Raw genomic sequence first — 25803 nt, 5'->3', positions numbered from 1 at the left:
CGGCGAAGCGGTGCCGCCGCCGCGCTAGTCCGGCCGCGAGAGATGCAAGAGGCGCGCCTCGCCCATCATGGCGACCAGAACCTCGACATGGCGGCTGATGGAATAGCCGGCATTCTGCGCCACGCGCTGGGCGTCCAGATCGGACTCGATTTCGATCAACCGAACCAGCGCCGCCGCCGTGCGCGGCAGCGTCACCGTTCCCAGAACACGCCCGAGATGCGGATCGCGCCGGTAATCATGCGCGCCGATTCGAGCGGCGCGGATCAGCAGACGCGGGCGGCGCAGCGATTGCAGGATGCTGGAGATGTCTTTCATGGCGTGGCGTCCTTTGCTGATTCCCGCAGACGATGGCACGGCCCGCCAGGGTGTTGCGGCTGGCGCACTATCAGCGCACGGCCTGGAAAGAAGTGTTTATGATTTGGAAACAATCCTTGCCTCTGCACTTTTTTGTTAAGAATCAGGTAACTTGTTCGTCTTTAGGTTGTGGAAAAACCTTGGGATAACTCTGGGAAAAGCCTGAAATTTCGCAAAGGGGGATTGGTGGCATGGTGACTCACGCCAATATTGCAATGCCGGATCGTTGGCCCAACTGGGTGCCGCGGGACGCGCGCGCCTATCTTGCGCATATCGAGACGGGCCGGTCGATCCGGGCGCTTGCGCGGGATGCCGGATGTCATGCCTCGACCGTTCTCAGACAAGTGCGCAAGATCGAAACGCGGCGTGACGATCCCCTGATCGACGCCGCCCTTCGCCATCTCGGCGCATTCCGGCCCGGGCCTTCTGCCGGGTCGCCAGACGAGGATTCCGATCCGATGACGAAAAACCGACCCAACGACACCGCCCCGGTGGATGAGACCACTCTGACACGCGAGGCCCGGCGCATCCTGCGCAGGCTCTGCGAGCCGGGGGCCGTTCTGGCCGTCGCCGAGGGGCTGGAAAAGGCCACCGTGCTGCGCGACAGCGGCGACGGCGCGCCCACCAAGACCGCCGTGGTCGATGCCCCGGTGGCCGAGGCCATGGCGCTGAAGGAGTGGATCGCCTGCGACGCGCCGGGCCGGGTGTCGCGCTACCGCGTGACCGCGAGCGGACGCGCGGCGCTGAACCGGCTGATCGCCGAGCAGGAAAACCGCGTGCGCGGGTTTTCCGAGGCACAGGCCGGGTTCGAGACCGGGCGCGCCGCCGGCGCGGCGCTGGAAGAGGAGGATGCCTCGCCGCGCGTGCGCCGCCCGCGCTATGCCCTGGCCGAGAGCCCTTTGCTGGCCCTGGCGCGCCGGCGCGACCGCGACGGCACACCGTTCCTGTCGGACGGTCTGGTGGCTGCGGGCGAACGGCTGCGCGAGGATTTCGAACTGGCGCAGCTTGGCGGGCGGGTGCCGTCGAACTGGGAACAGATCCTGACCGTCTCGTGCCAGCCGCCGGAGGGCGCATCGCTCTCGGGCCCCGACGCGGCGCGGCTGCGCCTGGCGCGCGCGTTGGGCGAGCTTGGCCCCGGTCTGGCGGATATGGCGTTGCGGTGCTGCTGTTACCTCGAAGGGTTGGAAATGGCCGAAAAGCGCATGGGCTGGTCGGCGCGGTCGGGCAAGATCGTGCTGCGGATCGCCCTTCAGCGTCTGCGCCGCCATTACGACGCCGCGTGCGGGAACGGCGCGCAGATGATCGGCTGACCCGCGACAGATCGCAGCGCCCATATGGGCGTTGCGATCTGTCTGCGTTGCGGCACAAGTCGTTGATCCAGAACGCAAAGCCATCGGGGGTATTCCTCGGCGACGAGGATGCGGCCCTGCATGGCGGGTATGCGGATCTGGCGCTCCTTCCTGCTGTGGCCTATGGTAGGAGAGATGAACAAAAACCTTCGCGGGGAATACTAACGTGCGCGATCTCAAGATCCCGGAGCAACGCCATCCCGAAAAGGCGCATCGGCCCGACAATGCCCAGCCGAAGAAGCCCAAGTGGATCCGGGTGAAGGCGCCCGGCGGCGAGGGCTATAACGAAACCCGCCGCATCATGCGCGAGCACAAGCTGGTGACGGTCTGTGAAGAGGCGGGCTGCCCCAATGCCGGCGAATGCTGGGCGCAGGGCCATGCCACCATGATGATCATGGGTGACATCTGCACGCGCGGCTGCACCTTCTGCAACATCGCGACGGGGCGTCCGGACACGCTGGATGCGTTCGAGCCGGGCCGCGTCGCCGATGCGGTGCAGAAGCTGGGGCTGAACCATGTCGTTATCACCTCGGTGGACCGCGACGATCTGGAGGACGGCGGGGCCGAGCATTTTGCCCAGACCATCCGCGCCGTGCGCCACCGCTCGCCCGACACCACGATCGAGATCCTGACGCCGGATTTCCTGAAATGCGGGCCCGAGGCGCTGGAGGTGGTGGTCGCCGCCAAGCCGGACGTTTTCAACCACAACCTCGAAACCGTGCCGGGGCTCTACCCCGAGGTGCGCCCCGGCGCGCGCTATTTCCATAGCCTGCGGCTGCTGCAGCGGGTCAAGGAGCTGGATCCGGCGGTCTTTACAAAGTCGGGCATCATGGTCGGGCTGGGCGAGGACCGGCAATCGGTGCTGCAGGTGATGGACGACATGCGCGCGGCCTCGGTCGATTTCCTGACCATCGGCCAGTATCTGCAGCCCACGCCCAAGCACCACCGCGTCGACCGTTTCGTGACGCCCGAGGAATTCGCGGGCTACGAGAAATCGGCCTGGGGCAAGGGCTTTCTGATGGTGTCGGCCACGCCGCTGACCCGGTCGAGCTATCACGCGGGCGACGATTTCGCCCGGCTCCGCGCCGCGCGCGAGGCCAAGCTGGCCAAGGCCTGATCTCTTTAGGCAAAGGTTGCCAAAAGGTGCGCTTCCGCGCGCTTTCATTCCGGCAGTGACAGAGGCTACGCGTCTTTCGGGGCGGACGGCTCAGGGTGCGGGCAGAGCCTTGATATAGGCGGCGACCGCCGCGCGGTCCTCGGAGGGCAGTTTGGCGAAATTCTCGATCACCGAAACCATGTGGCCGCCGGCGCTGTCGAAATCGGGGGTAAACCCCGTCTCCAGGTAATAGACGATGTCGGTGGCCGACCAGGTGAATTGATCCGGGGTCAGCGGTGGAATGCGCCCGGTGCCCGACGGATTGGGCGCGCCCGCCATCCATTGCGCGCGGTCCAGCCCCCCCAGCGCATCGCGCGGGGTGTGGCATTCGCCGCAATGGGCCAGCGCCTCGACCAGGTAGCGGCCGCGCGTGAGTTCGGGCGTGGGCGTGTCGGTCATCACCCAATCGTCGCCGAGATAGAGTGCCTTCCAGACCCCGATGCTGCGGCGAATGTTGAAGGGAAAGCCGATCTCATGCGGCAGGCTGGGCGTGTCGCTGGCGGGCAGGGTCTGGATATAGGCCCAGAGATCGGCCACGTCGCGATCGTCCATCAGGCTGTAGGCCGTGTAGGGGAAGGCGGGGAAATAGTGCTTTCCTTGGGGCGAGGTGCCCAGCAGCACCGCCTGGGCAAAATCGCGCTGCGACCAGGCGCCGACGCCGTGGTCGGGGTCGGGCGAGATGTTGGGCGCGAGGAAGGTGCCGTAGGGCGAGGCGAACCGCTGCCCGCCGGCCAGAACCAGCTTGGCCTGGCCCTCGGCCCCGGGGGCGTAATGGCACGAGGCGCAACCGGCGGCGGTAAACACGGCCTCGCCGCGGGCGGCATCGCCCGTCACGTCGGCAAAAGCCGCCTCTGGCAAGGTTGCCGGGCGGGTGATCCAGAAACCGGCCCCGAGCGCCGCGAGGGCGATCAGGGCGAGCGTCGTCAGGATAGGGCGCATAGGCGCGGGTCAGTTGGCCGGTGCGCGGTGAGCGTCGTGGCAGGCCTTGCAGGTCCCGCCGACGGTGCCGAGCGCCGGGCCGAGCGCCGCCTGGCCTTCGCCGGCTGCGGCCTGCATGACCTTGGCCGCGTCGCCGAAGGCCGCCCATTTGTCCAGCACATCCGGCAAGTTGTCCCACATTTCGGCCTTGGCCCGGGTGCCTTCGATGTCCATCTCGCTGGAGCCCGCGGGCCAGAGCGGAGCCTGCCCGATCATCGACACCGCGACCAGCGTGTCGGCGGCGGCCTGCGCGGCCTCGGCGCTGTATTCGGTCTCGCCCTTCGCCATGGACCCGAGGATCCCGAGATTGATCGCCATGATCCGCATCTCGCCCTGCCGGGCCTTGAGCTGGGCCGAGTAATCCTGCGCAAAGGCCGTGCCGCCGGCCAGAAGGCCCACGATTGTGAGGGTCGTCAGCGTCTTTTTCATTGGGTCGCTCCCTGTAACTGAATACCGTAAGGGTAGTATGCGGCGCATGTTCGACAAATATATTCGTCAAGACCGCAGAAGGGGTGGCGATTCTTGCACAACGCCGATTGGGACGATCTGAAATTTGTGCTGGCGGTCGCCGATGGCGGATCGGTCAGCGCAGCGGCGCGGGCTCTGGGCGTCAATCACGCGACGGTTCTGCGCCGGGTGGCCGCGTTCGAGGCGGCGGCGGGCGGCCCGCTCTTCGAGCGCTCGGCGCAGGGCTATCGCCTGCGGCCCGACCGCGCGCCGGTGATCGACGCCGCGCGCGAGGCGGCGCGGGCGATGGCGCTGGTGGAACGCATGATGCAGGGCGCCGAGGGCAGCGAGGGCGCGGTGCTGCGCGTGACCTCTGTCGACAGCCTGTGCCTGACCGTGCTGCCTGCGGTCGTGGCGGCGGTGGCCGGGCGGATGGCGCCGGACCGGATCAGCCTTGTGTCGTCGAACCAGCAGCTCGACATGGCGCGGCTGCAGGCGGATGTGGCGGTGCGCCCGGCCGCGCAGTTGCCCGACGACATGACCGGCACCGAGGTGGCCAAGCTGCGTTTTCGCGTCTACGCCGCGCCGGGCGCGGGCGAGCGGTGGCTGGGGCTTTCGGGGACGCTTGGCGCGTCGCTACCCGGGCGCTGGCTGGCGGCGCATGTGGCGCCGTCGCAGGTCGGCGCGCTGGCCGACAGTTTCCCGGTGCTGCGGGCGCTGGCGCTTGAGGGTGAGGGGCGGGCGATCCTGCCCTGCGTTCTGGGCGACGATTGCGCGGGGCTGGAGCCGGTGGCTTGCGATATGCCCGACATCGCGGTGCCGATATGGGTCGCCTGTCACCGCGATCTGGCCGGCACGCCGCGGATCGCTTTGCTGGTAAAGCAGATCGCGGCGGCGCTGCGGCGCCACCGGTCACGGCTTGAAGGGATCACGGGCTGACGCGCAGCGGCGCACGGGTGCCGTCGACGCTTAGCGCTTCGGGCCAGCCGATCCAGCGTTCGACCGCATAAAGCGCGAGGCAGGCCGCGACGATGGCCAGCACCAGCTTGACCTTGCGCGGCGAGGGCGGGTGACGCGCCCACCGCGACATGCGCAACAGCTGCAGCCAGTTCATGCCTCGGGAAACCGCACCTTGCCGATATAGGGCAGGTTGCGGTTCCGTTGGGCAAAGTCGATACCATAGCCCACGACGAATTCGTCGGGGATCTCGAACCCGGTCCAGTCGGCGCGGACGTCGACCTCGCGGCGCGACGGCTTGTCCAGCAGCGCGATGGTGCGCAGCCGCGCCGGGTCGCGTGAGTTCAGCAGGCGGACGACATGGCTGAGCGTGTGGCCGGTGTCGACGATATCCTCGACCACCAGCACGTCGCGGCCTTCGATGGCGCCGCGCAGGTCCTTTAGGATGCGCACCTCGCGGCTGGATTCCATCGCGTCGCCGTAGGACGACGCCTCGAGGAAGTCGACCTCGACCGGCAGGTCGAGCTCGCGCACCAGATCGGCGATGAAGACGAACGACCCGCGCAAGAGCCCGACAACGACCAGCTTGTCGGTGCCGTCGAATTCGGTGCTGATCTCGCGGCAAAGCTCCTCGATCCGGGCGGCAATGGCCTTGGCCGAGATCATTTCGTGCACGACATAAGGACGCTGGGTCATGACTTTCCCTTGAATTTCCGGCCGCAGCATACGAAATGACGCGCCACTGTCATCACCAAAAGGGACGACATGCCGACGCATTCCGAAACCAGGACGCTGCCGTATACGGCGCAACAGATGTACGATCTGGTGGCCGATGTGGGCGATTATCCCAAGTTCCTGCCCTGGACGGCGGCGGCGCGGGTCCGCGCGCGCGAGGACAAGGGCGACCACGAAGTGATGCTGGCGGACCTGGTGATCAGCTTCAAGGTGTTTCGCGAACGCTTCGGCAGCCGGGTGGTGCTGTGGCCGGGCGAAATGAAGATCGACACCGAATATCTTGACGGACCGTTCCGGCACATGGTGTCGAAATGGGCCTTCCGCGATGTCGAGGGCGGGGTCGAGGTGTCGTTCTACGTGGATTTCGAGTTCAAGAACCGCATCCTGCAAGGCGCGGCGGGGATGTTCTTCTACGAGGCGATGCAGCGCATCGTGCGCGCCTTCGAACGCCGCGCGGCAGAGCTCTATGGGCCGGGGGCGCGGTAGGTTCTTTAACTTTTGGGGGTGCCGGGTGGAACGTGCCGCGACCGGCGCCTGCCCGTGGGATGGCGCCGCAACCTTTGTTCTCGGCGCTTTATGCCAGCCAAGTGATTGCAGCGAATGAGCGGCGCGCTGACGTCGCCAAAGCGCCAGCCCGCCGGGACGGGCAGGCGCTGGTCGCGGCGGCCTTTGGCCTTGATTCCGCGACATTTGGGGCGCTGAACTCAGGCAGCGCCCCTCAACCGCAATCAGCTGGCGTGGTCGTAGGCCCGCTCGCCGTGCACCATGATGTCGAGCCCGCTGTGCTCGGTCTCTTCGTCGACGCGCAGGGGCGTGATGGCCTTTGTCACGTAGACGATCACCAGCGTCACCACGATGGTGAACACGCCGACGATCACCAAGCTGCCCAACTGCGCGACAAAGCTTCCCGCGCCGAAGACCGCGATCATGATCGTGCCGAAGATGCCGCCGACGCCGTGCACCGCGAAGACATCCAGCGTGTCGTCGATCCGCAGCTTGTTGCGGATCGCGTTCACCGCCTCCTGGCAAAGCACGCCCGCCACGGCCCCGATGATCAGCGCCTCGATCGGCCCGACGAAGCCCGACGCGGGCGTGATCGACGCCAGGCCGGCAATGGTGCCCGTGACCATGCCCACCAGAGACGCCTTGCCGAACTTCACCCGCTCCCACAGCGCCCAGGTCAGCGACGCGGTGGCGGCCGAGATATGCGTCACCGTCAGCGCCATCGCCGCGCCGCCGTCGGCGGCCAGCTGCGAGCCGCCGTTGAAGCCGAACCAGCCAACCCAGAGCATGGCCGCACCGATCATGACATATCCGGGATTGTGCGGCGGCGTGGTGTCGTTCTTGCGGCGGCCCAGAACCACCGCGATGATCAGCGCCGCGATCCCGGCGGTTTCATGCACCACGATGCCACCCGCAAAGTCGCGCACGCCGGTGTCGCCAAAGATCCCGCCATCGGACAGGAACCCGCCGCCCCAAACCCAATGCACCACCGGCGCATAACAAAGCAGCATCCAGAGCGCCGAAAAGATCAGCACAAAGCCAAAGCCGATCCGTTCGACATAGGCGCCGACGATCAGCGCGGGCGTGATGATGGCGAATGTCATCTGGAAGGCAAAGAAAAGCACCTCGGGCAAGGTGCCCGACAGGCTGTCCGGCCCGACGCCCGCCAGAAAGGCCTTGCCCAGCCCGCCCCAGACCGCGCGGTCGCCGCCGAAGGCAATGGAATAGCCCGCCGCCAGCCACAGTATGCTCATCAGACAGGCGATGGCGTAGCAATGCATGAAGACGCTCAGCACGTTGCGCGCGCGGACCAGCCCGCCGTAGAACAGCGCCAGCCCCGGCAATGTCATGAAAAGCACCAGCGTCGTCGCCACTATGATCCAGGCGGTATCCGCTCCGTTCATCCGTCCCATCCTTTTTCGATTTGCGTTTGGCCGGGTGCAAAGCGCGAAACGAGCGCGGGAAAAAGCGGCAATTCCTGCGTAGGGCGCGTAAAATGCGGGCAGTTTTGATATTGATGAATTTATGGGCGCTTTAGCGACGCTGCGCCCGAAAAACGATCAGCTTTGAATCAGTGCGTCCCGAACCAGTTCGAGCGCGCGTTCCCGCGCCGCCGCCCGCACCTGATCGCGCCCCAGCGCGCCGTGATCGACGGTTTCGCTCTGCGTGCCGGCGGCGGTGGCCAGCGCATAACAGACCCGGCCTTCGGGCTTGAATTCAGACCCGCCCGGGCCCGCGATGCCGCTGATGGCCACGGCGATGTCGGCGCGGGCTGCGGCGCGCGCACCCTCGGCCATTTCGCGGGCGACCTCTTCGGACACCGCGCTGTGCGCGGCGAGCGTGGCCTCGGACACGCCCAGCATGTCGATCTTGGCGGCGTTGGAATAGGTGACGTGCCCACGCTCGAAGATTTTGGAAGAGCCCGGCAGGTCGGTCAGCGCGGCGGCCACCATGCCGCCGGTGCAGCTTTCGGCCGTGGTGACGGTCATCCCGCGCTGCCTGGCGCGTTCCAGGATCTCTTGCTGCAGCGCCTGGGTCACAGCATCACCCCATGACCGATGGCGGCGAGGACGATCACGCCCAGGGCGGCAAAGACCCCGGCGACCACGTCGTCCAGCATCACGCCCATCGGCCCGCCCATACGGTCGGCGCGGCCTATGGGGCCGGGTTTCCAGATGTCGAAAAGCCGGAAAAGGACAAAGGCCGCGATCCACCCGGGCCAGAGCCGGGTGATATCGGCCGACATGAGCATCGCACCGTAACTCACTGGAAAGAGTGCGATCCACTGGCCCGCCACCTCGTCGATCACGATCCACGACGGATCGTGATCCTCTTGACCCGCGGTGACCTTGGCGGTGGCGATATAGCCGCTGAGAAACACAAAGACCGTCAGGTTCAGCAACAGCCAGAAGCCGCCGATCTGGTGGATGCCCCAGGCCACCGGCAGGGCGGCGAGCGACCCCCAGGTGCCCGGCGCGGGCCGCAGGTAGCCGACGTAGAGGAATGAGGCGATGGCTTTCATGCGCGCACCAGCGTGGCGGTGGCGAGGGCCGCGATGCCCTCTTCGCGCCCCGTAAAACCGAGCCGCTCGGAAGTTGTCGCCTTGACCGACACCTGATCGGCGCGCAGCCCCATGATGTCGGCCATTCTGGCCGTCATATCAGCGGCATGCGGGCCGATCTTCGGGTATTCGCAGACCAAAGTGCAATCGACATTGCCCACCGCATAGCCTTTGTCGCGGGCTAGGCCCACCGCGTGGCGCAGGAAGATGTCGCTGGCCGCGCCCTTCCACTGCGGATCGGAGGGCGGGAAGTGCCGGCCGATGTCGCCCTCTGCCAGCGCGCCGTAGATCGCGTCGGTCACCGCGTGCATGCCCACATCCGCGTCCGAATGCCCGTCGAGCCCGCGCCCGTGTGGGATGCGCACGCCGCAGAGGATCACGTGATCGCCGCTCCCGAAGCGGTGCACGTCGTAGCCGTTGCCCAGGCGAATATCCATCTTTGTCTCCAACAGCGCGGCGGCGCGGGCGAAATCGCCCGGGCCGGTGATTTTCAGGTTGCGCTCGGACCCGGGCACGATGGCGACGTCAAGACCTGCGGCGCGGGCGACCTCGACATCGTCGGCGGCACCGCCCGGATGCGCCTTGTGCGCGGCCTGGATCGCCGCGAAATCAAAGCCTTGCGGGGTCTGCGCGCGGTAGAACCCGCTGCGGTCGCGGGTGCCGGTCACGCGGTCGCCGTCACCGGTCCAGAGCGCATCGGTCACCGCCAGCGCGGGGGCCGCGCCGGGGGTATGCGCCAGCGCTGCCAGAACCGCGTCGATCGTGGCGCGGTCGATGCAGGGGCGGGCGACGTCGTGGATCAGGACGTTTTTCGGTGGATCGGCGGACAGCGCCGCAAGGCCGTTGCGGACCGACGCCGCGCGGTCGGCCCCGCCGGCGGTCAGGATCACGTCGGTGCCCTCGGTCACCCGTTGCGCCAGCGCCATATCGTCGGGATGCACCACCAGCACGCGGGCGTCGAGATGCGCAAAGGCCCGCAGGGTCCACCAAGCGACCGGATGGCCCGCCACCTCTGCCCATTGCTTGGGCAGCGGTCCTCCGGCGCGGGTGCCGCGTCCGGCGGCGACGATCAATGCGGCTGTGGTCATGGCGATCCTTCCCAAGGTCATCTCTATGGCCTGCGCGAGCGCTGTGCAATTGCCCACAGGAATGTGCCCAAAAAATCGGCATTGCGTCATTCCTTGCCCGCAATCTCACCCGGAAACATTGAAGATACAGGGGCTGCGGGTTACCTCAGACCAATCTGCACAAGGATTAAGCTTTTGCAATTCCTGCTGGGCGACCTGCCTGTCACGCCTCCCGTTCTGCTGGCTCCGCTGGCCGGAATCACCGATTTGCCCTTTCGCAATCTGGTGAGCCGCTTTGGCGCGGGGCTGGTGGTGTCGGAGATGATCGCCAGCGGAGAGTTCCTGACAGCGCGCCCCGGAACCCGCGAAAAGGCCGAGCTGGGTGCAGGGATCGAGAACACCTCGGTGCAGCTTGCGGGCCGCGATGCGCCGGCCATGGCCGAGGCGGCGCGCCGGGTCGAGGCGATGGGCGCGCGGGTGATCGACATCAACATGGGCTGTCCGGCCAAGAAGGTGACGGGCGGCTATTCGGGATCGGCGCTGATGCGCGATCCGGACCACGCGCTGCGGCTGATCGAGGCGGTCACGGGTGCGGTGGGCGTTCCGGTCACGCTCAAGACCCGGCTGGGATGGGACGACGATTGCCTCAACGCGCCCGATCTGGCGCGGCGCGCCGAGGCGGCGGGGGTGCGGATGATCGTGATCCACGGCCGCACACGCTGTCAGTTCTACAAGGGCCGGGCCGACTGGGCCGCGATCCGCGAGGTCAAGCAGGCCGTGAGCGTTCCGGTGATCGCCAATGGCGATATCGTCGACGCAGGCACGGCCCGCGCGGCGCTGGCGGCGTCGGGCGCGGATGGCGTGATGGTCGGGCGCGGGGCGCAGGGCGCGCCCTGGCGGCTGGCCGAGATCGCGGCGGCGCTTTACGGCACTCCGGCCCCGGAGATCCCCGAGGGCGACACGTTTATCGACATGGTTTCAGAGCATTACGAGGCGATGCTGACCTTCTACGGCGCCGATCTGGGCAACCGCTGCGCGCGCAAGCATCTGGGCTGGTACATGGATCGGGCCGCGACAGGCCCCGCGCTGCGCAAACGCGTGCTGACGACGCGCGATTCGTCCGAGGTGCTTCGGCTCTTGCCCGACGCGCTGGCCTGCGCGCAAAGGGTGGCGGCATGAACCAGGCGCTTGAAACCCAGCTCTGGTCGTCGCTGCCGGTGCCGGCGATCCTGATGGACGCCGACGACCTGATCGCCGACATGAACCCGGCGGCCGAGGGGTTCATGAACAACTCGGCCAAGTGGCTGGTGGGCCAGCCCGTGTGGGACCGTCTGGCGGTCGATGCGCCGCTGGAAGAGAACCTCGCCCGGGCCCGGGCGCAGGGCACGCCGCTTTTCGTCAACGATGTCGACGTCGGCACGGGCAGCCGTCCCCCGCTGGTCTGCAACCTGCAGATCGCGCCGTTGCAGGGGCAGCCCGGCTGGATGATCATGCTGATCAGCCCGCGCGAACTGGCCGGGCGCATGACGCAAAGCCATTCGGTCAAATCGGCGGCCAAATCGGCCATCGGCATGGCCGAGATGCTGGCCCACGAGATCAAGAACCCGCTGGCGGGCATCACCGGGGCGGCGCAGCTTCTCTCGATGAACCTGAGCAAGGACGATCTGGAGCTGACCGACCTTATCGTCACCGAATCGCGCCGGATCGTGAAACTGCTGGAGCAGGTCGAGCAATTCGGCAATCTCAGCGCGCCCGAGCGCCGCGCGGTCAATATCCACGACGTGCTGGACCGCGCGCGCCGCTCTACCCAGCTGGGGGTCGGCGCGCATATGAAGATCGTCGAGGATTACGACCCCTCGCTGCCCTTGGCGCATGGCGACCCCGATCAGCTGTTGCAGGTGGTGCTGAACCTCTTGCGGAACGCGTCCGAGGTCGCGGATCAGAAGGCCGGCGGCACGATCCGCCTGCACACGTTCTATGAACACAGTTTCCGGATGCGCCGGGCCGATGGCTCCGGCCAGTCGCTGCCGCTTCAGATCGAGGTGATCGACGACGGACCGGGGCTTCCGCCCGATATCAAGGGCGATATCTTCGACCCCTTCGTATCGGGCAAAGAGAACGGCACCGGGCTTGGCCTGGCGCTGGTGAGCAAGATCATTTCCGACCATGACGGCTGGATTTCGGTGGACAGCGTGCCGGGGCGGACGGTGTTCCGCATCTCGCTGCCGCTGGCCCCGCGGGAAGAACAGGAGAACGACTGATGGATGGCACGGTTCTGGTTGCAGATGACGACCGCACGATCCGCACGGTTCTGACCCAGGCGCTGACGCGCGCGGGCTGCAAGGTGCACGCGACCTCGTCGCTGACCACGCTGATGCGCTGGGTGGGCGAGGGCAAGGGCGATGTGGTGATCTCGGACGTGGTCATGCCCGATGGTAACGGGCTCGAGATGCTGCCGAAGATCGCGCAGGACCGGCCCGGTCTGCCGGTGATCGTGATCTCGGCGCAGAACACGATCATGACGGCGATCCAGGCCGCCGAGGCCGAGGCCTATGATTACCTGCCCAAGCCCTTCGATCTGCCCGATCTGATGAAACGCACCGCGCGGGCGCTGGAAACCAGCGCGCGCAGCCCCCGGCGCGAAGATCCGGTCGAGCAGGTGGACGGGCCCGAGGATCTGCCGCTGGTGGGCAAGACCCCGGCGATGCAGGCGCTCTACCGTCTGGTGGCGCGGGTGATGAACACCGATCTGCCGGTGCTGATCACCGGCGAAAGCGGCACGGGCAAAAGCCTGATCGCCCGCGCGATCCACGATTTTTCCGACCGGCGGACCCTGCCTTTCGTGACCGTGACCGGCGCGGATCTGTCCGATCTCGAGGGCCCCGCGCGGGTGCTGGCGCGGGTGCGCGGCGGCACGCTCTTGATCGACGAGATCGGCAATATCGAGGACGAGGTGCAGGCGCGCATCGTGCGGATGATGGATGTGCCGGGCGAACACGTGCCGCGCTTCATGGCCACCAGCCAGGGCGATCTGGCCCACGCGATGGAGGCGGGCCGCGTGCGCAAGGATCTGTATTACCGGCTGGGCGGGGCGACCCTGGCGGTGCCGTCCCTGCGCGAACGGGTCGAGGATATCCCGCTGCTCAGCGAGCATTTCCTGATCCGGGCCGAACGCGAGGGCGCGCCGAAACGCTGGTTGTCCGAGGACGCCAAAGAGCTTTTCCGCGCCTACAGCTGGCCCGGCAACGTGCGCCAGCTGGAAAACGCGGTGCGGCGGCTGAGCCTGACCAGCCGCGCCGACGAGATCACCCGCCCCGAGGTCGAGGCGGTGCTGGGCAACCAGCCCGACACCGGCCCGATCCTGCGCGGCGGCGACAGCGAAAAGCTGGGCGCGTCGGTCGCGCGGCACCTGCGGCGGTATTTCGACCTGCACGGCACGATGTTGCCGCCGCCGGGGCTTTACGGCCGGATCCTGCGCGAGGTCGAGGCCCCGCTGATCGAAATCGCCCTGGATGCAACCGGCGGAAATCAGGCCAAATGCGCCGATTTGCTGGGCATCAACCGAAATACGCTCCGCAAGAAGATCACCGATCTCGATATTCAGGTGACACGGCGCCGCAAACTGATGTAAAAGGGCCACAGAATTGTGGCCGCGCTGCCGATGGCGGTGAAGAGACCACAAGATATGGCGGTCCGTCGCGTCGTGCGACACATCAATGCGGGGGTTGGCTGTGGCCACTCGGGCACGCAGGTTAGATTGGTCCCGGCTGAGCCGGTTGCGCCGGCAGCGCCGTGTGCAGAACGCGGCGACCATCGGGCTGGTGGTTCTGGGCCCCGTGCTGGCGGTGGCCACTTTCCTGATTCTGGGACCGCTGGACAGCGGGCCGGGTGCGCAGCTCAGCCTGCGGCTGATCCTGCTGGCCGACCTCGTTTATGTGCTCTTGCTGGCCGCATTGGTGCTGGCGCGGGTGGCGCGGATGGCGGCCGACCGGCGCGCGCAATCGGCGGGATCGCGGCTGCACCTGCGGCTGACCGGGGTCTTTGCGCTGATGGCGCTTTTGCCGACGGTGACGGTGGCCGTCTTTGCCGTGCTTACGATCAACATCGGGCTCGAGACTTGGTTTTCCGAACGGGTGCGCAACGTCGTCGGCGCGTCGCTGGCCGCGGCAGAAGTCTACGAACAACAACAGAGCGACGGTCTGATCGAGGACACCCGCACGCTGGCCGGGTTCATCTCGGCCAACCGGCGCGCGGGGTTCGTGGCGGATGGGGGCGCGTTGCGGCAAGTGCTCAGCCAGGGGCAATCGCAGATCCAGCGCGGCCTGCGCGAGGCCTATGTGATCGACGGCGCCGGAGAGATCAGGGCGCGCGGCGAACGCTCTTATCTCTTTGATTTCGAACGCCCCGACACGGACGCCTTTCAAGAGGCGCGCGATGCCGGGGTGGTGCTGATCAAGGACTGGCCCAACAACGAATTGCGCGCGCTGGTGCCGCTGTCGGCCTTTGCCGACCGCTATCTCTATGTCAGCCGCGAGGTCGACGGGGGCCTTCTGAACCTGCTCGACGAAACGCAAGAGACCGCGCGCTTCTATCAGCAGCAGGAGGACGACCGGGGGCGGGTGCTTTTCGACTTTGCGCTGCTCTATCTGGGCTTTGCTGTGCTGATGATCCTGGCGGCGACCTGGCTGGGTCTGTGGTTCGCCGAGCGGCTTGCGCGCCCCGTGGGGCGGCTGACGGGGGCGGCGCAGCGCGTCGGCGCGGGCGATCTGGACGTGCAGGTGATCGAGGAAGAGGGCGACGACGAGATCGCAATGCTGGGCCGCTATTTCAACCAGATGACGCGCCAGCTGAAGGGCCAGCGCGAGACGCTGGTCGAGAACACCCGCCAGATCGAGCGCCGCCAGCGGCTCTTCAACTCGGTTCTGACCTCGGTCACGTCGGGGGTCGTCGGGCTGGATACCGAGGGCAAGGTGACCTTTGTCAACCGCTCGGCCGAGCGGCTGCTGGGCTGGCAGGAAACCCGGCACGCGGTGCCGATCATCGTGTCGGTGCCCGAGTTCGGCCCGCTCTTTGAGCGGCTGCGCGACGGCGGGCTGGAGGTGGCGCAGGACGAGGTCAAGGTCAGCCGCGAGGGGCGGCTGGAAAACCTGCTGGTCCGGGTGTCGACCCGGCGGCGGCAGGACGGCAGCCTCGAGGGCTACGTGGTGGCCTTCGACGACGTGACCGATCTGGTCAGCGCCCAGCGGATGGCCGCCTGGGGCGACGTTGCGCGGCGCATCGCGCATGAGATCAAGAACCCGCTGACGCCCATTCAGCTTTCCGCTGAACGCATCAAGCGCAAGTTCCGCCGCCAGCTGGACGACGAGAGCGCCGACAGTCTCGACCAGATGACCGAGGTCATCGTGCGCCAGACCAACGATCTGCGCCGCATCGTCGACGAATTCTCGAAATTCGCGCGGATGCCCGAGCCCGACCGCAAGCCCGAGGATGTGGGCGATCTGCTGGGCGGCGCGGTTCTGCTGCAGGAGTCCGGCCAGCCGGAGGTGCGGTTCACAACGGCGATCTCGGACGCGCCGATGCCGGCCGAGCTGGATGCGACCATGGTCGGGCAGGCGCTGACCAACCTTATGAAGAACGCGGGCGAAGCCATTGAAAGTTATATCGAAACCGGCACAGCGCCCGAGGGTTTTCAGCCCGCCATCCGCGTCGAGGCGGAGGTGGTCGACAACCGCGCCGAGATCCGGATCATGGACAACGGGATCGGCCTGCCCGAAGACCGCGCGCGGCTCTTCGAGCCATACGTGACGACGCGCGAAAAGGGCACCGGGCTGGGCCTGCCCATCGTCAAGAAGATCATCGAAGACCATGGTGGCACGCTGACGCTCGACGACGCGCCGCCGTTCGGCGACGCGGACCACGCGGGCGCGATGGCCGTCGTGCGCCTGCCGCTGAGCATGGCGCATTCCATTCAAACGCAGACAGACGCAGAGGCAGGTGAGGGGCAAGATGAGTGACATTCTGATCGTGGACGACGAACGCGATATCCGCGGGCTGATCGGGGATATCCTGGAGGACGAGGGATTTAGCACGCGACTGGCGGGCAATTCCTCGGAAGCGATGGCCGAGATCAACGCCGAGGCGCCGGCGCTCTTGATCCTCGATATCTGGCTGAAGGACAGCAAGATGGACGGGATCGACATCCTCAAGGCCGTCAAGCGTGACAATCCGGACGTGCCGGTGGTGATCATCTCGGGGCATGGCAATATCGAGATCGCCGTCGCGGCGATCAAGCAGGGGGCCTACGATTTCATCGAAAAGCCCTTCAACATCGACCAGCTTTTGGTGGTGATCCGGCGGGCGATGGAAACCAGCCGCCTGCGGCGCGAGAACCAAAAGCTCAAGCGGCGTGAGGCCGACGTGGCCGAGATGGTCGGCGACAGCCCGGCCTTCCGCGCGCTGGTCGGCCAGCTCGACAAGGTCACCAAGTCGAACGGGCGGGTGATGCTGACCGGCCCGGCGGGCAGCGGCAAGGAGGTGGCGGCGCGCTACATCCACGCCCATTCCAACCGCGCCGGCGCGCCGTTTGTCACCGTGAACTGCGCCGGCGTCGCGCCCGAGACCATGGAAGAGGTGCTCTTTGGCCGCGAAACCCCGGATCGCGGCGTCGAGCCGGGGCTGCTGGAACAGGCGCATGGCGGGGTGATCTATTTCGACGAGGTGGCCGACATGCCCACCGGCACCCAGTCGAAAATCCTGCGGGTGCTGGTGGATCAGCAATTCACCCGGGTCGGCGGGGCCGACAAGGTGCGGGTCGATCTGCGGGTGATCTCGTCGACCAACCGCGACCTGCAGGCCGAAATCGACGCGGGCCGCTTCCGGCAGGAATTGTTCCACCGGCTCAACGTGGTGCCCATCGCGGTGCCGAGCCTTGCCGACCGGCGCGAGGACATACCGACCCTGGCCCGGCATTTCATCGAGGTCTGCAACAAGACCCAGGGCCTGCCCCTGCGCGAGCTGGGCGAGGACGCGGTTGCGCTGATGCAGACGATGATCTGGCCCGGCAACGTGCGCCAGCTGAAAAACCTGATCGAACGGGTGCTGATCCTCGGCGACAGCGGCGGCGAGATCGAGGCCCGCGAACTGCCGCAGGACAACACCGCGCCCGAGACCGGCGAGGATCGCGTGGTGCTGTCGGGCACGCTGGCCACGCTGCCGCTGCGCGAGGCGCGCGAGGCGTTCGAGCGCGAATACCTGCTGACCCAGATCAACCGCTTTGGCGGCAATATCAGCCGCACCGCCAGCTTCGTTGGGATGGAGCGGTCGGCGCTGCACCGCAAGCTCAAGTCGCTGGGCGTGGTGACCGGCCAGAAATCCGGCGCGCGCGTCGCCCGGGTCGATGACGAGATGCACGAAACCTCGTGACCGCGCCCGCCCCGCGGCAAGCGTTGACCGCGCCGCGCGCCCGTGCCATGCCAAAGGTCGAAACGGTTGAGGATCGGCCATGAAGGTCATCATTTGCGGCGCGGGCCAGGTGGGCTGGCAGATCGCGCGCCATCTGTCGGGCGAACGCAACGACGTTACGGTGGTGGACAACAATCCCGACCTAGTGCGCCGCGCGACCGACACGCTGGACGTTCAGGGCATCGCCGGTTTCGCCTCTTACCCGGATGTGCTGGACCGGGCGGGCGCGCGCGACGCGGACATGATCATCGCCGCCACCCATTCGGACGAGGTCAACATGGTGACCTGTCAGGTGGCGCATTCGGTCTTTGCGATTCCGCGCAAGATCGCGCGGCTGCGCGCCCAAAGCTATCTGACGGCGATCTATTCCGACCTCTACCGCCGCGATCACATGCCCATCGACGTGGTCATCAGCCCCGAGCGCGAGGTGGCCGAGGCCGCCTTGCAGCGGCTTTCGGCCCCGGCGGCCTTCGACACCGAGATTTTTCTCGACGGCAAGGCGCAGTTGCTGGGCCTGACGATCGACCAGGATTGCCCGGTGGTGAACACGCCGCTGCGCCAGCTGACCGACCTTTTCTCGACCCTGCGGTCGGTGGTCGTGGGGGTGCGTCGCGAAGGCACGCTCTTTGCGCCGGAATCGGGCGACCAGCTTTTCGTCGGGGATTCGTGCTATGTGATGGTCCACCAGGACGACATCCGCCGCACGATGGAGATTTTCGGCAAGTCGCTGCGCAAACAGGAACGGGTGGTGCTGGTGGGCGGCGGCAACGTCGGTCTGGCCGTCGCGCGCGAGCTTGAGGCAAAAGAGGACCGCATCCGCGCCAAGGTCATCGAGAAGAACCGCAAATGCGCCGAACGCGCCGCCGAGATGCTGGAGCGTACCATCGTGCTGCATGGCGACGGGCTGGATTCGGGGCTGCTGAACGAGGCCGGGATCGACCGGGCCGATGCGGTGCTCTGCGTCACCGACGACGACAAGACCAACATGCTGGCCGCGGTGCGCGCCAAGGCCGAGGGCTGTCCCTTCGCCATCGCGCTGATCAACGATCCCACGCTGGTGCCGCTGATGGAGCCCCTGGGCATTGACGCCTATATCAACCCGCGCGCCACCACCGTCAGCTCGATCTTGCGCCATATCCGGCACGGGCGGGTGCGGGCGGTCTATTCCATTGGCGATGCCGAGGCCGAGGTGATCGAGGCCGAGGTCCTGTCGACCTCGCCCATCGCCGGCAGCAAGATCCGCGACATCGACTTTCCCGAAGGCGTGCTGGTCGGCGCCGTGATGAAGGACGGCAAGGTGGAAAAGCCCACTGGCGGGCTGCGCATCGACGAGGGCGATCTGATCGTCATCTTCGCCATGTCGAAGGACGTCGCACAGGTGGAACGCCTGCTGCAGGTGTCGATCGATTTCTTCTGACGGATGGTACGGCGTTTTCTGACCCTTCCGCTGTTCCTGATCCTGGCCGGGATCGGCTCGGTCTCGATGATCGCCCCGGCGGTCTTTGCACTGCGGATCGAGGCCTTCCACGACGCGCGCAGCTTTTTCTATTCCGGGCTGGTGGGGCTGATTCTGACCACGCTGGTGGGCATCGCCATGTCGACGCGCCCGGCCTCGGATTCGCCGCTCAAGCAATTGCTGACGCTGCTGGCAGCCTTCGCGATCCTGCCCGCCTTCCTGGCGGTGCCGTTCTACGAGGCGGTGCGCAACACGACCTTTGTGAACGCCTATTTCGAGATGGTGTCGTCCTTCACCACCACCGGAGCGACGCTGTTCGACGCCGACCGGCTGTCGGGGCCCGAGCACCTCTGGCGCGCGCAGGTGGGCTGGATGGGCGGGCTGCTGATGTGGATCGCCGCGGCGGCGATCCTGGCGCCGCTGACGCTGGGCGGGTTCGAGGTGACGGCCATCGGCGAGCCCGGCCAGACCCCGGTCTCGGGCGAGGCGCGGGGCGATATCTCGGGGCCGGCGCAGCGGCTGGCACGCTCGGCCCACACGCTGATCCCGGTCTATGCCGGGCTGACGCTGTCCATATGGATCCTGCTGCTGGTGCTGGGCGACACACCGCTGGTGGCGCTTTGCCACGCGATGTCGGTGATGGCCACCTCGGGGATCACGCCGCTGGCCGACCTGGGCCAGAGCCAGAGCGGCATCGCCGGCGAGATGGTGCTGTTCTGCTTTCTGTTCTTCGCCCTGTCGCGGTCGACCTTTTCCACCGACACCGGGGCGAACAGCTGGCGCGGGTTCTGGCAGGATCCCGAATTCAGGCTGGGCACGCTGATCGTGCTCTTGGTGACGCTGCTGCTCTTTTCGCGTCATTTCGTTGCGGCGCTGGATTTCGGCGACGACGAGGGCGCCCTGCAGGCGCTGCGCGCGCTTTGGGGCGGGGTGTTCACCTCGCTGTCGTTCCTGACCACCACCGGTTTCGTCAGCGCCGACTGGGGGGCGGCGCAGAACTGGTCCGGCCTGCAGACCCCGGGCCTGATCCTGTTGGGCCTGGCGATGGTGGGCGGCGGCGTGGCCACGACCGCCGGCGGGGTCAAGCTCTTGCGGGTCTTCGCGCTTTATCTCAACGGGCTGCGCGAGATCGAAAAGCTGGTGCATCCGTCCTCGGTGGGCCGCACCGGCGTGATGGGCCGCCGCATCCGCAAGGAAGGCGCCTTTATCGCCTGGGTCTTCTTCATGCTCTTCGCGCTGACGCTGGCGGCGGTGACGATGCTGCTGGCGTTACTGGGCGTGCCGTTCGAGCCGTCATTCGTGCTGGCCATCGCGGCGCTGACCAACACTGGCCCGCTGATCGGCATTTCCGCCGCCGAACCGGTCGAGCTCTTGCGGCTGGGAACAGAGGCCAAGGCGCTTCTGGGGGCTGCGATGGTGCTGGGGAGGCTTGAACTTCTGGCGCTGATCGTCATGCTGACACCGGATTTGTGGCGCAACTGACGCGAACGCCCGCGCCCGCCCGCCGACGCGTGCTTTTGGGGTGGAAACTCCGGGCATGGCGATACATACTTTGTCAAGGATTGGGGCACCCGGATAGAGGTGCGTGAAGAAATAAAAAAGGCTTTTCAATGGCTTCGGACAGACAAAACCTGCAAGATGCGTTCCTTAACCATGTTCGCAAGACCAAGGTTCCGGTGACGGTGTTTCTGATCAACGGGGTGAAATTGCAGGGCGTCATCACGTGGTTCGACAATTTCTGTGTTCTGTTGCGCCGTGACGGTCAGTCGCAGCTGGTCTACAAGCATGCAATCTCTACGATCATGCCTGCGCAGCCGATCAACCTTTACGACGGTGAAGACTCGAATTGAACGACACCGCGGCGCATGTGACCCGCGCCTGGGTCCTGCATCCTGACATCAAGACGGACCGCGACCGGCGGCCCGCCGACATGGCTCTGGAAGAGGCCGTGGCGCTGGCCGAGGCGCTGCCCGACCTCACGGTCGTGGGCGGCGTTGTGGTGCCCTTGCCCAAGGCCCATGCCGGGATGCTCTTCGGGTCGGGCAAAATCGCCGAGCTCAAGGCCCAGTTTGAGGCGGACGAGATCGAGCTGGTGCTGGTCGACGGCCCGGTCACGCCGGTCCAGCAGCGCAACCTTGAAAAGGCCTGGGGCGTCAAGCTTCTGGACCGCACCGGCCTGATCCTCGAGATCTTCAGCGACCGCGCCGCCACCCGCGAGGGCGTGCTGCAGGTCGAGATGGCCGCGCTCAGCTATCAGCGCACCCGGCTGGTGCGCGCCTGGACCCACCTGGAACGCCAGCGCGGCGGGCTCGGCTTTGTCGGTGGCCCCGGCGAGACCCAGATCGAGGCCGACCGCCGCGCCATCGACGACCAGCTGGTTCGCCTGCGCCGCCAGCTCGACAAGGTGGTCAAGACCCGCTCGCTGCACCGCGCCGCCCGCGCCAAGGTGCCTTATCCCATCGTTGCCCTGGTGGGCTACACCAACGCCGGCAAATCCACGCTCTTCAACCGGCTGACCGGGGCCGAGGTGATGGCCAAGGACATGCTCTTTGCCACGCTCGACCCGACCATGCGCGCGGTCAGCCTGCCGACCGGCATCGAGGTGATCCTCAGCGACACGGTGGGCTTCATCTCGGATCTGCCGACCGAACTGGTCGCCGCCTTCCGCGCCACCCTTGAGGAAGTGCTGGCCGCCGATCTCATCGTGCATGTGCGCGACATCAGCCATCCCAACACCGCCGAACAGGCTGAGGACGTGCGCGCGATCCTGACCTCGCTCGGCGTGGCCGAGACCACGGCGCAGATCGAACTCTGGAACAAGATCGACCTGCTCGACCCCGAGGCCCGCGCCGCCGCATTGGCCCGCGCCGCGCGCGAGGATGATATCTTCGCGGTCTCCGCCGTCACCGGCCAGGGGCTCGACGCCTTCCTTCAGGCCGCCACCCTCAAGCTCGAAGGCGAACGGCGCACCGAAACCCTGACGCTCCGCTTCGATCAGGGCCGCAAACGCGCCTGGCTTTACGACAAGGGGCTGGTCGAGGCGGAAACCCAGACCGACGATGGCTACGACATCACCGTCCGCTGGGCCGCAAAGGACGCTCGCGCCTTCGCGAAACTCTGATCTTCATCTGGTCAAAAATATCCCGGGGAGCGCGAGGGGCAGCGCCCCTCGCTCCCGTCCCCGAAACCTACTCCGACACCAGCCGGGTCACGCCCACGGCCGCCGCCCGCGCCAGATCCACATCCAGCGACATCGGAATATATTCCCCGCGCCGCCAGAGCTGCCCCAGATCGTCATAGTGCCGCGACAGGAAATGCCCTGATTGCCCGGTGGCGCTGATAAAGACCGACGAATCGGGATCGGCGAAATCGTAGACGCCGCGGTAGCCAGCGCCGTGCACGTTCAGGAACGGATGCGGGTCGCGCCCCGAGGTCCGGCCGCGCTGCAGCGTATGATCGCCGCCCGAGGTGCTCTGACGGATGTTCACGAAATACCGCAGCACCGGCACCTCGCCCAGCACCTCGTGGTCGTGCGTGGCCTGATGCGCATCCCCCCAGCGCAGCGATTCCAGCGCCGTGCCATAGGTCTCGCCGATCCAGACCAGCGCGTCGTCCAGCGCCAGCCGCGCCAGATCGGTGCAGGTCTCGACCGCCGCCGACTGGCGGATATCGCACCAGGCGCCCGCCCCGTCCACGTCGCGGTAGACCCGCTCGATGAAAAGCGGCTCGACATGGTCGAACTCGTCCGCCAGCGGGCCAAGATCGTCGCGGATCAGCCTGTCCTGCAGCGCCCGCAGCCAGGCGGCGTAAAGCAGCGGCTCGGGCAGATGTTCGTTCATCTCGCCGTTCCAGTTGGCCAGCAGCTCCAGCGCGCGCTGGCGCTGGCGTTCGGGCGTGCCCTCGGGCGCGGCCTCGCCGGTGAACCACAGATCCGCGCCGATCAGCGGCAAGAGCGCGCGCGCGGCCACCGACACCGTGTCGAGCTGGCCTTCGATGAAACTGTCGCGGGTGTGCACCTCGCGCCCCTGCATCAGCCCCTGCCAGCGCATCACCCGCTGGCTGTCGCCCCATTCGAAACTGACATGCAGCGGGAAGGGGCGGTCGACGATCTTGTTGTTGGTGTTGCCGACGATCCCGCCCGAGGGTGCGATGAATTCGGGATTTGCCGAATAGGGCAGCACCCCCTGCCAGCGGTTCGTGGCGATCCAGCCGGGCGCGGGCAGGCGGCCCTGGCTCTGGTGTCCGGCGTCGCGGCGCGGCATCGCGCCCACCAGCTTCATGCCGATCGTGTCGGCGTCGATCAGGGTCAGGTTCTGCGCCGGGGCGACATAGGCCTCGGCGGCGGTCAGCGCCTCTTCGACGCCACCGGCGCGCATCAGCCCGATGGCCGCGCTGATGGAACTGTCGCGCGGGCTGAGCGCTGTCCAGGACAGCGCCGCCACATGGCCCGGCGGGGTGATCGCGGCCAGATCGAACCGGGTGCCCGGCAGCACAGGGCCATTGTCGGTCCAGCGCAGGGTGACGGTGATCGGAGCCTGATCCTTGATCTCGATGATCGACTTGCGGGTGACAAACCGCTTCCAGCCGTCGGGGGTGCGGTATTCCTCGGGGTTGTCGGGGTTCAGCTCTTCGATAAAGAGATCCTGATCGTCCAGATAGGACGACGTCAGCCCCCAGCCCAGCTTTTCGGACCGGCCCACCATCAGCGCCGGAATGCCCGGGATCGAGCCGCCGATCACGCCGCCGGTGCTCAGTTGCAGCCGGGCCAGATACCAGGTCGAGGGTGCGGTAAAGCCCAGATGCGGATCGTTGGCCAGCAACGTGCCGCCATTGGCCGACCGCGACGGCGCCGCCGCCCAGGCGTTCGACGCCCCGGCCAGACCGCGCTGGGGCACCGGCCAGAGGAACTGAGGCGCGGGCGCCGTGGCGGCGTAGCGGGGCGCTTGCGGAAAGAGGCTTGCGTAGTCGGGCAGGGCGGCCACGCCTTGCCCCGGAATGTCCGGCAGAAGGTCGGGCAGACGCGACGGATCCGGCAGTTGCAGCGAAGTGCGCGCGCGCAGCACCTCGTCCTGCAGGTGCCCGGCGAGTTGCAGCGCCATCAGCTTGACGATGGCGATCGAATCCGCCGGCTGCCAGGGCGAGAGCGGCGCGCCAAATAGGAAGAACTCCGGCGCGCCGCGGCCGAGGCTGTCGGCGTTGATCTCGGCGATGCGGGCGTTGACGCCTGCCGAATAGGCCTCCAGCGCGTCGAGGGTAAAGGCATCCTGCGACGCCACCGATTGCACCGCCAGCGGATAAAGATCGAGCCTGCGCAGCAGCTTGTCTGTCTCGGCGGTGCGCGCGCCGAAAACCTCGGACAGACGCCCCTGCGCGGTGCGCCGCAGCAGCGTCATCTGCCACAGCCGGTCCTGCGCATGGGCGTAGCCCAGCCCGAAAAACGCGTCGCGGTCCGACGACGCCAGGATATGCGGCACATTGGAATTGTCGCGCACGATCTCGACATCGGCGGTGATCCCGCCGACCGCCAGCGTCTTGTCATAGTCCGGCAGCGACCGCGAGCCCAGGTAATAGACGATCAGCGCCGCCAGAACACTCAGCGCGATCGCAGCGCTTGCCAGCCGGACCAGCCATCGAAACAGAAATGCCATGACGCCTCTTTTCACAGGCCGATTGCCGTTGCGCTGGACCTAACGCGCCCGTCCGCCCTTGCCAAGAGCACGGCATCGCGCCAGAACCGAAGGCGACAGGAAAAAGAGGAGAGCGAGAGCATGGCAAAAGTTGCGTTTCTGGGGCTGGGCGTGATGGGCTACCCGATGGCGGGGCATCTGCAAAAGGCCGGTCACGAGGTGACGGTTTATAACCGCACCGCCGCCAAGGCCGAAAAATGGGCCGCCGAATACGGCGGCGCGCATGCGGCCACCCCGGCCGAAGCGGCCAAGGGGGCCGAATTCGTGATGGCCTGCGTCGGCAACGACGACGATCTGCGCGGCGTCTGCCTGGGCGAGGACGGCGCGTTTGCGGGCATGGACGCGGGCAGCGTTTTCGTCGATCACACCACGGTGTCGGCCAAAGTCACCGCCGAGCTTTACGGCGTCGCCAAGGAGGCGGGCATTTCCTTTGTCGACGCGCCGATCTCGGGCGGGCAGGCGGGCGCTGAAAACGGCGCGTTGTCGGTGATGTGCGGCGGCGATCAGCCCGCTTACGACCGCGCCGAGCCGGTGATCGACGCCTATGCCAAGCTTTGCCGCCGCATCGGCGACAGCGGCGCGGGCCAGATGACCAAGATGTGCAACCAGATCGCCATCGCGGGGCTCGTGCAGGGGCTCTCCGAGGCGCTGCATTTCGCCGAGAAGGCCGGGCTGGATGGCCGCGCGGTGGTCGAGGTGATCAGCCAGGGCGCCGCGGGCAGCTGGCAGATGGCGAACCGCTACGAGACGATGCTGGACGACCATTTCGTACATGGCTTCGCGGTGGACTGGATGCGCAAGGACCTGAACATCTGCCTCTCGACGGCGGACGAGAACGGCGCCAGCCTGCCGGTCACGGCGCTGGTCGACCAGTTCTACAAGGACGTGCAGAAGATGGGCGGCGGCCGCTGGGACACCTCGAGCCTGATCCAGCGCCTGCGTGCCGCCGGCTGACACTTGGCCGGGCCGCCGCCGGGCGGCCCTTCCGGCGCCCGCGCGGCGCAGATTGCATACGATTGACCATTGTCTTTTCTGTCACGCTGACATTATGTTGTGATCTATGCGCGGTCGTTCACCGACCCGCGAAAAAGA

General features: G+C 66.9%; 24 protein-coding genes. 14 read left to right on the top strand and 10 right to left on the bottom strand.

Annotated elements, in window-relative coordinates:
- Nucleotides 1–24 precede the first annotated feature (24 nt).
- Entirely contained in the window at nucleotides 25–315 is a 291-nt protein-coding gene (locus RXV88_RS09665; protein ID WP_316292352.1) for a DUF6477 family protein, read from the bottom strand.
- Nucleotides 316–545: 230 nt separating this feature from the next.
- Here RXV88_RS09665 and RXV88_RS09660 point away from each other — a divergent pair, with 230 nt between their 5' ends.
- Nucleotides 546–1664, top strand: a complete 1119-nt coding sequence (locus tag RXV88_RS09660; protein WP_410468813.1) for a DUF6456 domain-containing protein — start codon at nucleotides 546–548, stop codon at nucleotides 1662–1664.
- A 205-nt stretch (nucleotides 1665–1869) separates the two neighbouring features.
- Nucleotides 1870–2820, top strand: a complete 951-nt coding sequence (lipA, locus tag RXV88_RS09655; protein ID WP_316292348.1) for a lipoyl synthase — start codon at nucleotides 1870–1872, stop codon at nucleotides 2818–2820.
- Between the two features lie 90 nt (nucleotides 2821–2910).
- Here the strand turns inward: lipA and RXV88_RS09650 are convergent, their stop codons facing one another.
- Both RXV88_RS09650 and RXV88_RS09645 read right to left on the bottom strand, forming a co-directional pair.
- Nucleotides 2911–3798: a cytochrome c gene (locus RXV88_RS09650; protein WP_316292346.1), complete on the bottom strand. Its 888-nt coding sequence runs from the start codon at nucleotides 3796–3798 to the stop codon at nucleotides 2911–2913.
- 9 nt (nucleotides 3799–3807) lie between these two features.
- On the bottom strand, nucleotides 3808–4266 hold the full coding sequence (locus RXV88_RS09645) for a cytochrome c (RefSeq protein ID WP_316292344.1): 459 nt from the start codon (nucleotides 4264–4266) through the stop codon (nucleotides 3808–3810).
- A 93-nt stretch (nucleotides 4267–4359) separates the two neighbouring features.
- Here RXV88_RS09645 and RXV88_RS09640 point away from each other — a divergent pair, with 93 nt between their 5' ends.
- Nucleotides 4360–5223 carry a LysR family transcriptional regulator gene (locus tag RXV88_RS09640; RefSeq protein WP_316292343.1) on the top strand — a complete coding sequence of 288 codons (864 nt, stop codon included), beginning with the start codon at nucleotides 4360–4362 and terminating at the stop codon, nucleotides 5221–5223.
- Here RXV88_RS09640 and RXV88_RS09635 read toward each other — a convergent pair.
- Together RXV88_RS09635 and hpt are read right to left on the bottom strand one after the other, a co-directional pair.
- Entirely contained in the window at nucleotides 5213–5398 is a 186-nt protein-coding gene (locus RXV88_RS09635; RefSeq protein WP_316292341.1) for a hypothetical protein, read from the bottom strand. The two genes, RXV88_RS09640 and RXV88_RS09635, sit on opposite strands and share 11 nt — an antisense overlap.
- The gene (gene hpt / locus RXV88_RS09630) at nucleotides 5395–5937 is read right to left on the bottom strand and encodes a hypoxanthine phosphoribosyltransferase (RefSeq protein WP_316292340.1); all 543 of its coding nucleotides are present in this window, start codon (nucleotides 5935–5937) and stop codon (nucleotides 5395–5397) included. The genes RXV88_RS09635 and hpt overlap by 4 nt, the downstream gene beginning before the upstream one ends.
- Before the next feature lie 69 nt (nucleotides 5938–6006).
- Between hpt and RXV88_RS09625 the strand changes: the two genes are divergently transcribed.
- Entirely contained in the window at nucleotides 6007–6462 is a 456-nt protein-coding gene (locus RXV88_RS09625; protein ID WP_316292339.1) for a type II toxin-antitoxin system RatA family toxin, read from the top strand.
- 242 nt (nucleotides 6463–6704) lie between these two features.
- Here the strand turns inward: RXV88_RS09625 and RXV88_RS09620 are convergent, their stop codons facing one another.
- From RXV88_RS09620 to RXV88_RS09605, 4 genes are all read right to left on the bottom strand, one after another.
- The gene (locus tag RXV88_RS09620) at nucleotides 6705–7883 is read right to left on the bottom strand and encodes an ammonium transporter (protein WP_316292338.1); all 1179 of its coding nucleotides are present in this window, start codon (nucleotides 7881–7883) and stop codon (nucleotides 6705–6707) included.
- A 156-nt stretch (nucleotides 7884–8039) separates the two neighbouring features.
- Entirely contained in the window at nucleotides 8040–8519 is a 480-nt protein-coding gene (locus RXV88_RS09615) for a CinA family protein (RefSeq protein ID WP_316292337.1), read from the bottom strand.
- Nucleotides 8516–9001: a phosphatidylglycerophosphatase A gene (locus tag RXV88_RS09610; RefSeq protein WP_316292335.1), complete on the bottom strand. Its 486-nt coding sequence runs from the start codon at nucleotides 8999–9001 to the stop codon at nucleotides 8516–8518. The genes RXV88_RS09615 and RXV88_RS09610 overlap by 4 nt, the downstream gene beginning before the upstream one ends.
- Nucleotides 8998–10128, bottom strand: coding sequence for a bifunctional 2-C-methyl-D-erythritol 4-phosphate cytidylyltransferase/2-C-methyl-D-erythritol 2,4-cyclodiphosphate synthase (locus RXV88_RS09605; protein WP_316292333.1), 1131 nt, complete (start codon nucleotides 10126–10128; stop codon nucleotides 8998–9000). Before RXV88_RS09605 ends, RXV88_RS09610 begins: the two co-directional genes overlap by 4 nt.
- 174 nt (nucleotides 10129–10302) lie before the next feature.
- Between RXV88_RS09605 and dusB the strand changes: the two genes are divergently transcribed.
- From dusB to hflX, 9 genes are all read left to right on the top strand, one after another.
- On the top strand, nucleotides 10303–11286 hold the full coding sequence (gene dusB, locus RXV88_RS09600) for a tRNA dihydrouridine synthase DusB (protein ID WP_316292331.1): 984 nt from the start codon (nucleotides 10303–10305) through the stop codon (nucleotides 11284–11286).
- Nucleotides 11283–12368, top strand: a complete 1086-nt coding sequence (locus RXV88_RS09595; RefSeq protein WP_316292330.1) for a two-component system sensor histidine kinase NtrB — start codon at nucleotides 11283–11285, stop codon at nucleotides 12366–12368. The genes dusB and RXV88_RS09595 overlap by 4 nt, the downstream gene beginning before the upstream one ends.
- On the top strand, nucleotides 12368–13738 hold the full coding sequence (locus tag RXV88_RS09590) for a response regulator (RefSeq protein WP_316292328.1): 1371 nt from the start codon (nucleotides 12368–12370) through the stop codon (nucleotides 13736–13738). The genes RXV88_RS09595 and RXV88_RS09590 overlap by 1 nt, the downstream gene beginning before the upstream one ends.
- Nucleotides 13739–13823: 85 nt before the next feature.
- Entirely contained in the window at nucleotides 13824–16121 is a 2298-nt protein-coding gene (locus tag RXV88_RS09585; RefSeq protein WP_316292326.1) for a PAS domain-containing sensor histidine kinase, read from the top strand.
- Complete coding sequence (locus RXV88_RS09580; RefSeq protein ID WP_316292325.1) at nucleotides 16114–17529, top strand: sigma-54 dependent transcriptional regulator; 1416 nt, start codon at nucleotides 16114–16116, stop codon at nucleotides 17527–17529. The genes RXV88_RS09585 and RXV88_RS09580 overlap by 8 nt, the downstream gene beginning before the upstream one ends.
- A 79-nt stretch (nucleotides 17530–17608) precedes the next feature.
- Entirely contained in the window at nucleotides 17609–18985 is a 1377-nt protein-coding gene (gene trkA, locus RXV88_RS09575; protein ID WP_316292324.1) for a Trk system potassium transporter TrkA, read from the top strand.
- A 3-nt stretch (nucleotides 18986–18988) separates the two neighbouring features.
- Nucleotides 18989–20506 (top strand): TrkH family potassium uptake protein, encoded by a 1518-nt coding sequence (locus RXV88_RS09570; RefSeq protein WP_316292322.1) that lies wholly within the window; start codon nucleotides 18989–18991, stop codon nucleotides 20504–20506.
- Between the two features lie 128 nt (nucleotides 20507–20634).
- On the top strand, nucleotides 20635–20874 hold the full coding sequence (gene hfq / locus RXV88_RS09565) for an RNA chaperone Hfq (protein WP_316292320.1): 240 nt from the start codon (nucleotides 20635–20637) through the stop codon (nucleotides 20872–20874).
- A 17-nt stretch (nucleotides 20875–20891) separates the two neighbouring features.
- Entirely contained in the window at nucleotides 20892–22145 is a 1254-nt protein-coding gene (hflX, locus tag RXV88_RS09560) for a GTPase HflX (protein WP_316292408.1), read from the top strand.
- A 67-nt stretch (nucleotides 22146–22212) separates the two neighbouring features.
- On the opposite strand, the gene RXV88_RS09555 is transcribed toward hflX, so the two are convergent.
- A complete protein-coding gene (locus tag RXV88_RS09555) occupies nucleotides 22213–24672 on the bottom strand; it encodes a penicillin acylase family protein (protein WP_316292319.1) in 2460 nt (819 codons plus the stop codon).
- On the opposite strand from RXV88_RS09555, the gene RXV88_RS09550 reads away from it, so the two are divergent.
- Complete coding sequence (locus RXV88_RS09550; RefSeq protein WP_410468814.1) at nucleotides 24562–25665, top strand: NAD(P)-dependent oxidoreductase; 1104 nt, start codon at nucleotides 24562–24564, stop codon at nucleotides 25663–25665. The genes RXV88_RS09555 and RXV88_RS09550 overlap by 111 nt on opposite strands.
- Nucleotides 25666–25803 lie beyond the last annotated feature (138 nt).

The organism is Aestuariicoccus sp. MJ-SS9 (genome assembly GCF_032586235.1).
Classification (GTDB): Bacteria; Pseudomonadota; Alphaproteobacteria; order Rhodobacterales; family Rhodobacteraceae; genus Aestuariicoccus.
The sequence above is the reverse complement of the archived record's forward strand: the minus strand, read 5'-3'. Positions and strand labels throughout refer to the sequence as shown.

Excerpts from the sequence above, each read along its gene's own strand:
- RXV88_RS09665 (WP_316292352.1), bottom strand. The coding sequence starts at position 315 with ATGAAAGACATCTCCAGCATCCTGCAATCGCTGCGCCGCCCGCGTCTG.
- RXV88_RS09660 (WP_410468813.1), top strand. The coding sequence starts at position 546 with ATGGTGACTCACGCCAATATTGCAATGCCGGATCGTTGGCCCAACTGG.
- RXV88_RS09650 (WP_316292346.1), bottom strand. The coding sequence starts at position 3,798 with ATGCGCCCTATCCTGACGACGCTCGCCCTGATCGCCCTCGCGGCGCTC.
- RXV88_RS09645 (WP_316292344.1), bottom strand. The coding sequence starts at position 4,266 with ATGAAAAAGACGCTGACGACCCTCACAATCGTGGGCCTTCTGGCCGGC.
- RXV88_RS09635 (WP_316292341.1), bottom strand. The coding sequence starts at position 5,398 with ATGAACTGGCTGCAGCTGTTGCGCATGTCGCGGTGGGCGCGTCACCCG.
- hpt (WP_316292340.1), bottom strand. The coding sequence starts at position 5,937 with ATGACCCAGCGTCCTTATGTCGTGCACGAAATGATCTCGGCCAAGGCC.
- RXV88_RS09625 (WP_316292339.1), top strand. The coding sequence starts at position 6,007 with ATGCCGACGCATTCCGAAACCAGGACGCTGCCGTATACGGCGCAACAG.
- RXV88_RS09620 (WP_316292338.1), bottom strand. The coding sequence starts at position 7,883 with ATGAACGGAGCGGATACCGCCTGGATCATAGTGGCGACGACGCTGGTG.
- RXV88_RS09610 (WP_316292335.1), bottom strand. The coding sequence starts at position 9,001 with ATGAAAGCCATCGCCTCATTCCTCTACGTCGGCTACCTGCGGCCCGCG.
- RXV88_RS09605 (WP_316292333.1), bottom strand. The coding sequence starts at position 10,128 with ATGACCACAGCCGCATTGATCGTCGCCGCCGGACGCGGCACCCGCGCC.
- RXV88_RS09595 (WP_316292330.1), top strand. The coding sequence starts at position 11,283 with ATGAACCAGGCGCTTGAAACCCAGCTCTGGTCGTCGCTGCCGGTGCCG.
- RXV88_RS09590 (WP_316292328.1), top strand. The coding sequence starts at position 12,368 with ATGGATGGCACGGTTCTGGTTGCAGATGACGACCGCACGATCCGCACG.
- RXV88_RS09585 (WP_316292326.1), top strand. The coding sequence starts at position 13,824 with ATGCGGGGGTTGGCTGTGGCCACTCGGGCACGCAGGTTAGATTGGTCC.
- RXV88_RS09580 (WP_316292325.1), top strand. The coding sequence starts at position 16,114 with ATGAGTGACATTCTGATCGTGGACGACGAACGCGATATCCGCGGGCTG.
- trkA (WP_316292324.1), top strand. The coding sequence starts at position 17,609 with ATGAAGGTCATCATTTGCGGCGCGGGCCAGGTGGGCTGGCAGATCGCG.
- RXV88_RS09570 (WP_316292322.1), top strand. The coding sequence starts at position 18,989 with ATGGTACGGCGTTTTCTGACCCTTCCGCTGTTCCTGATCCTGGCCGGG.
- hfq (WP_316292320.1), top strand. The coding sequence starts at position 20,635 with ATGGCTTCGGACAGACAAAACCTGCAAGATGCGTTCCTTAACCATGTT.
- RXV88_RS09555 (WP_316292319.1), bottom strand. The coding sequence starts at position 24,672 with ATGGCATTTCTGTTTCGATGGCTGGTCCGGCTGGCAAGCGCTGCGATC.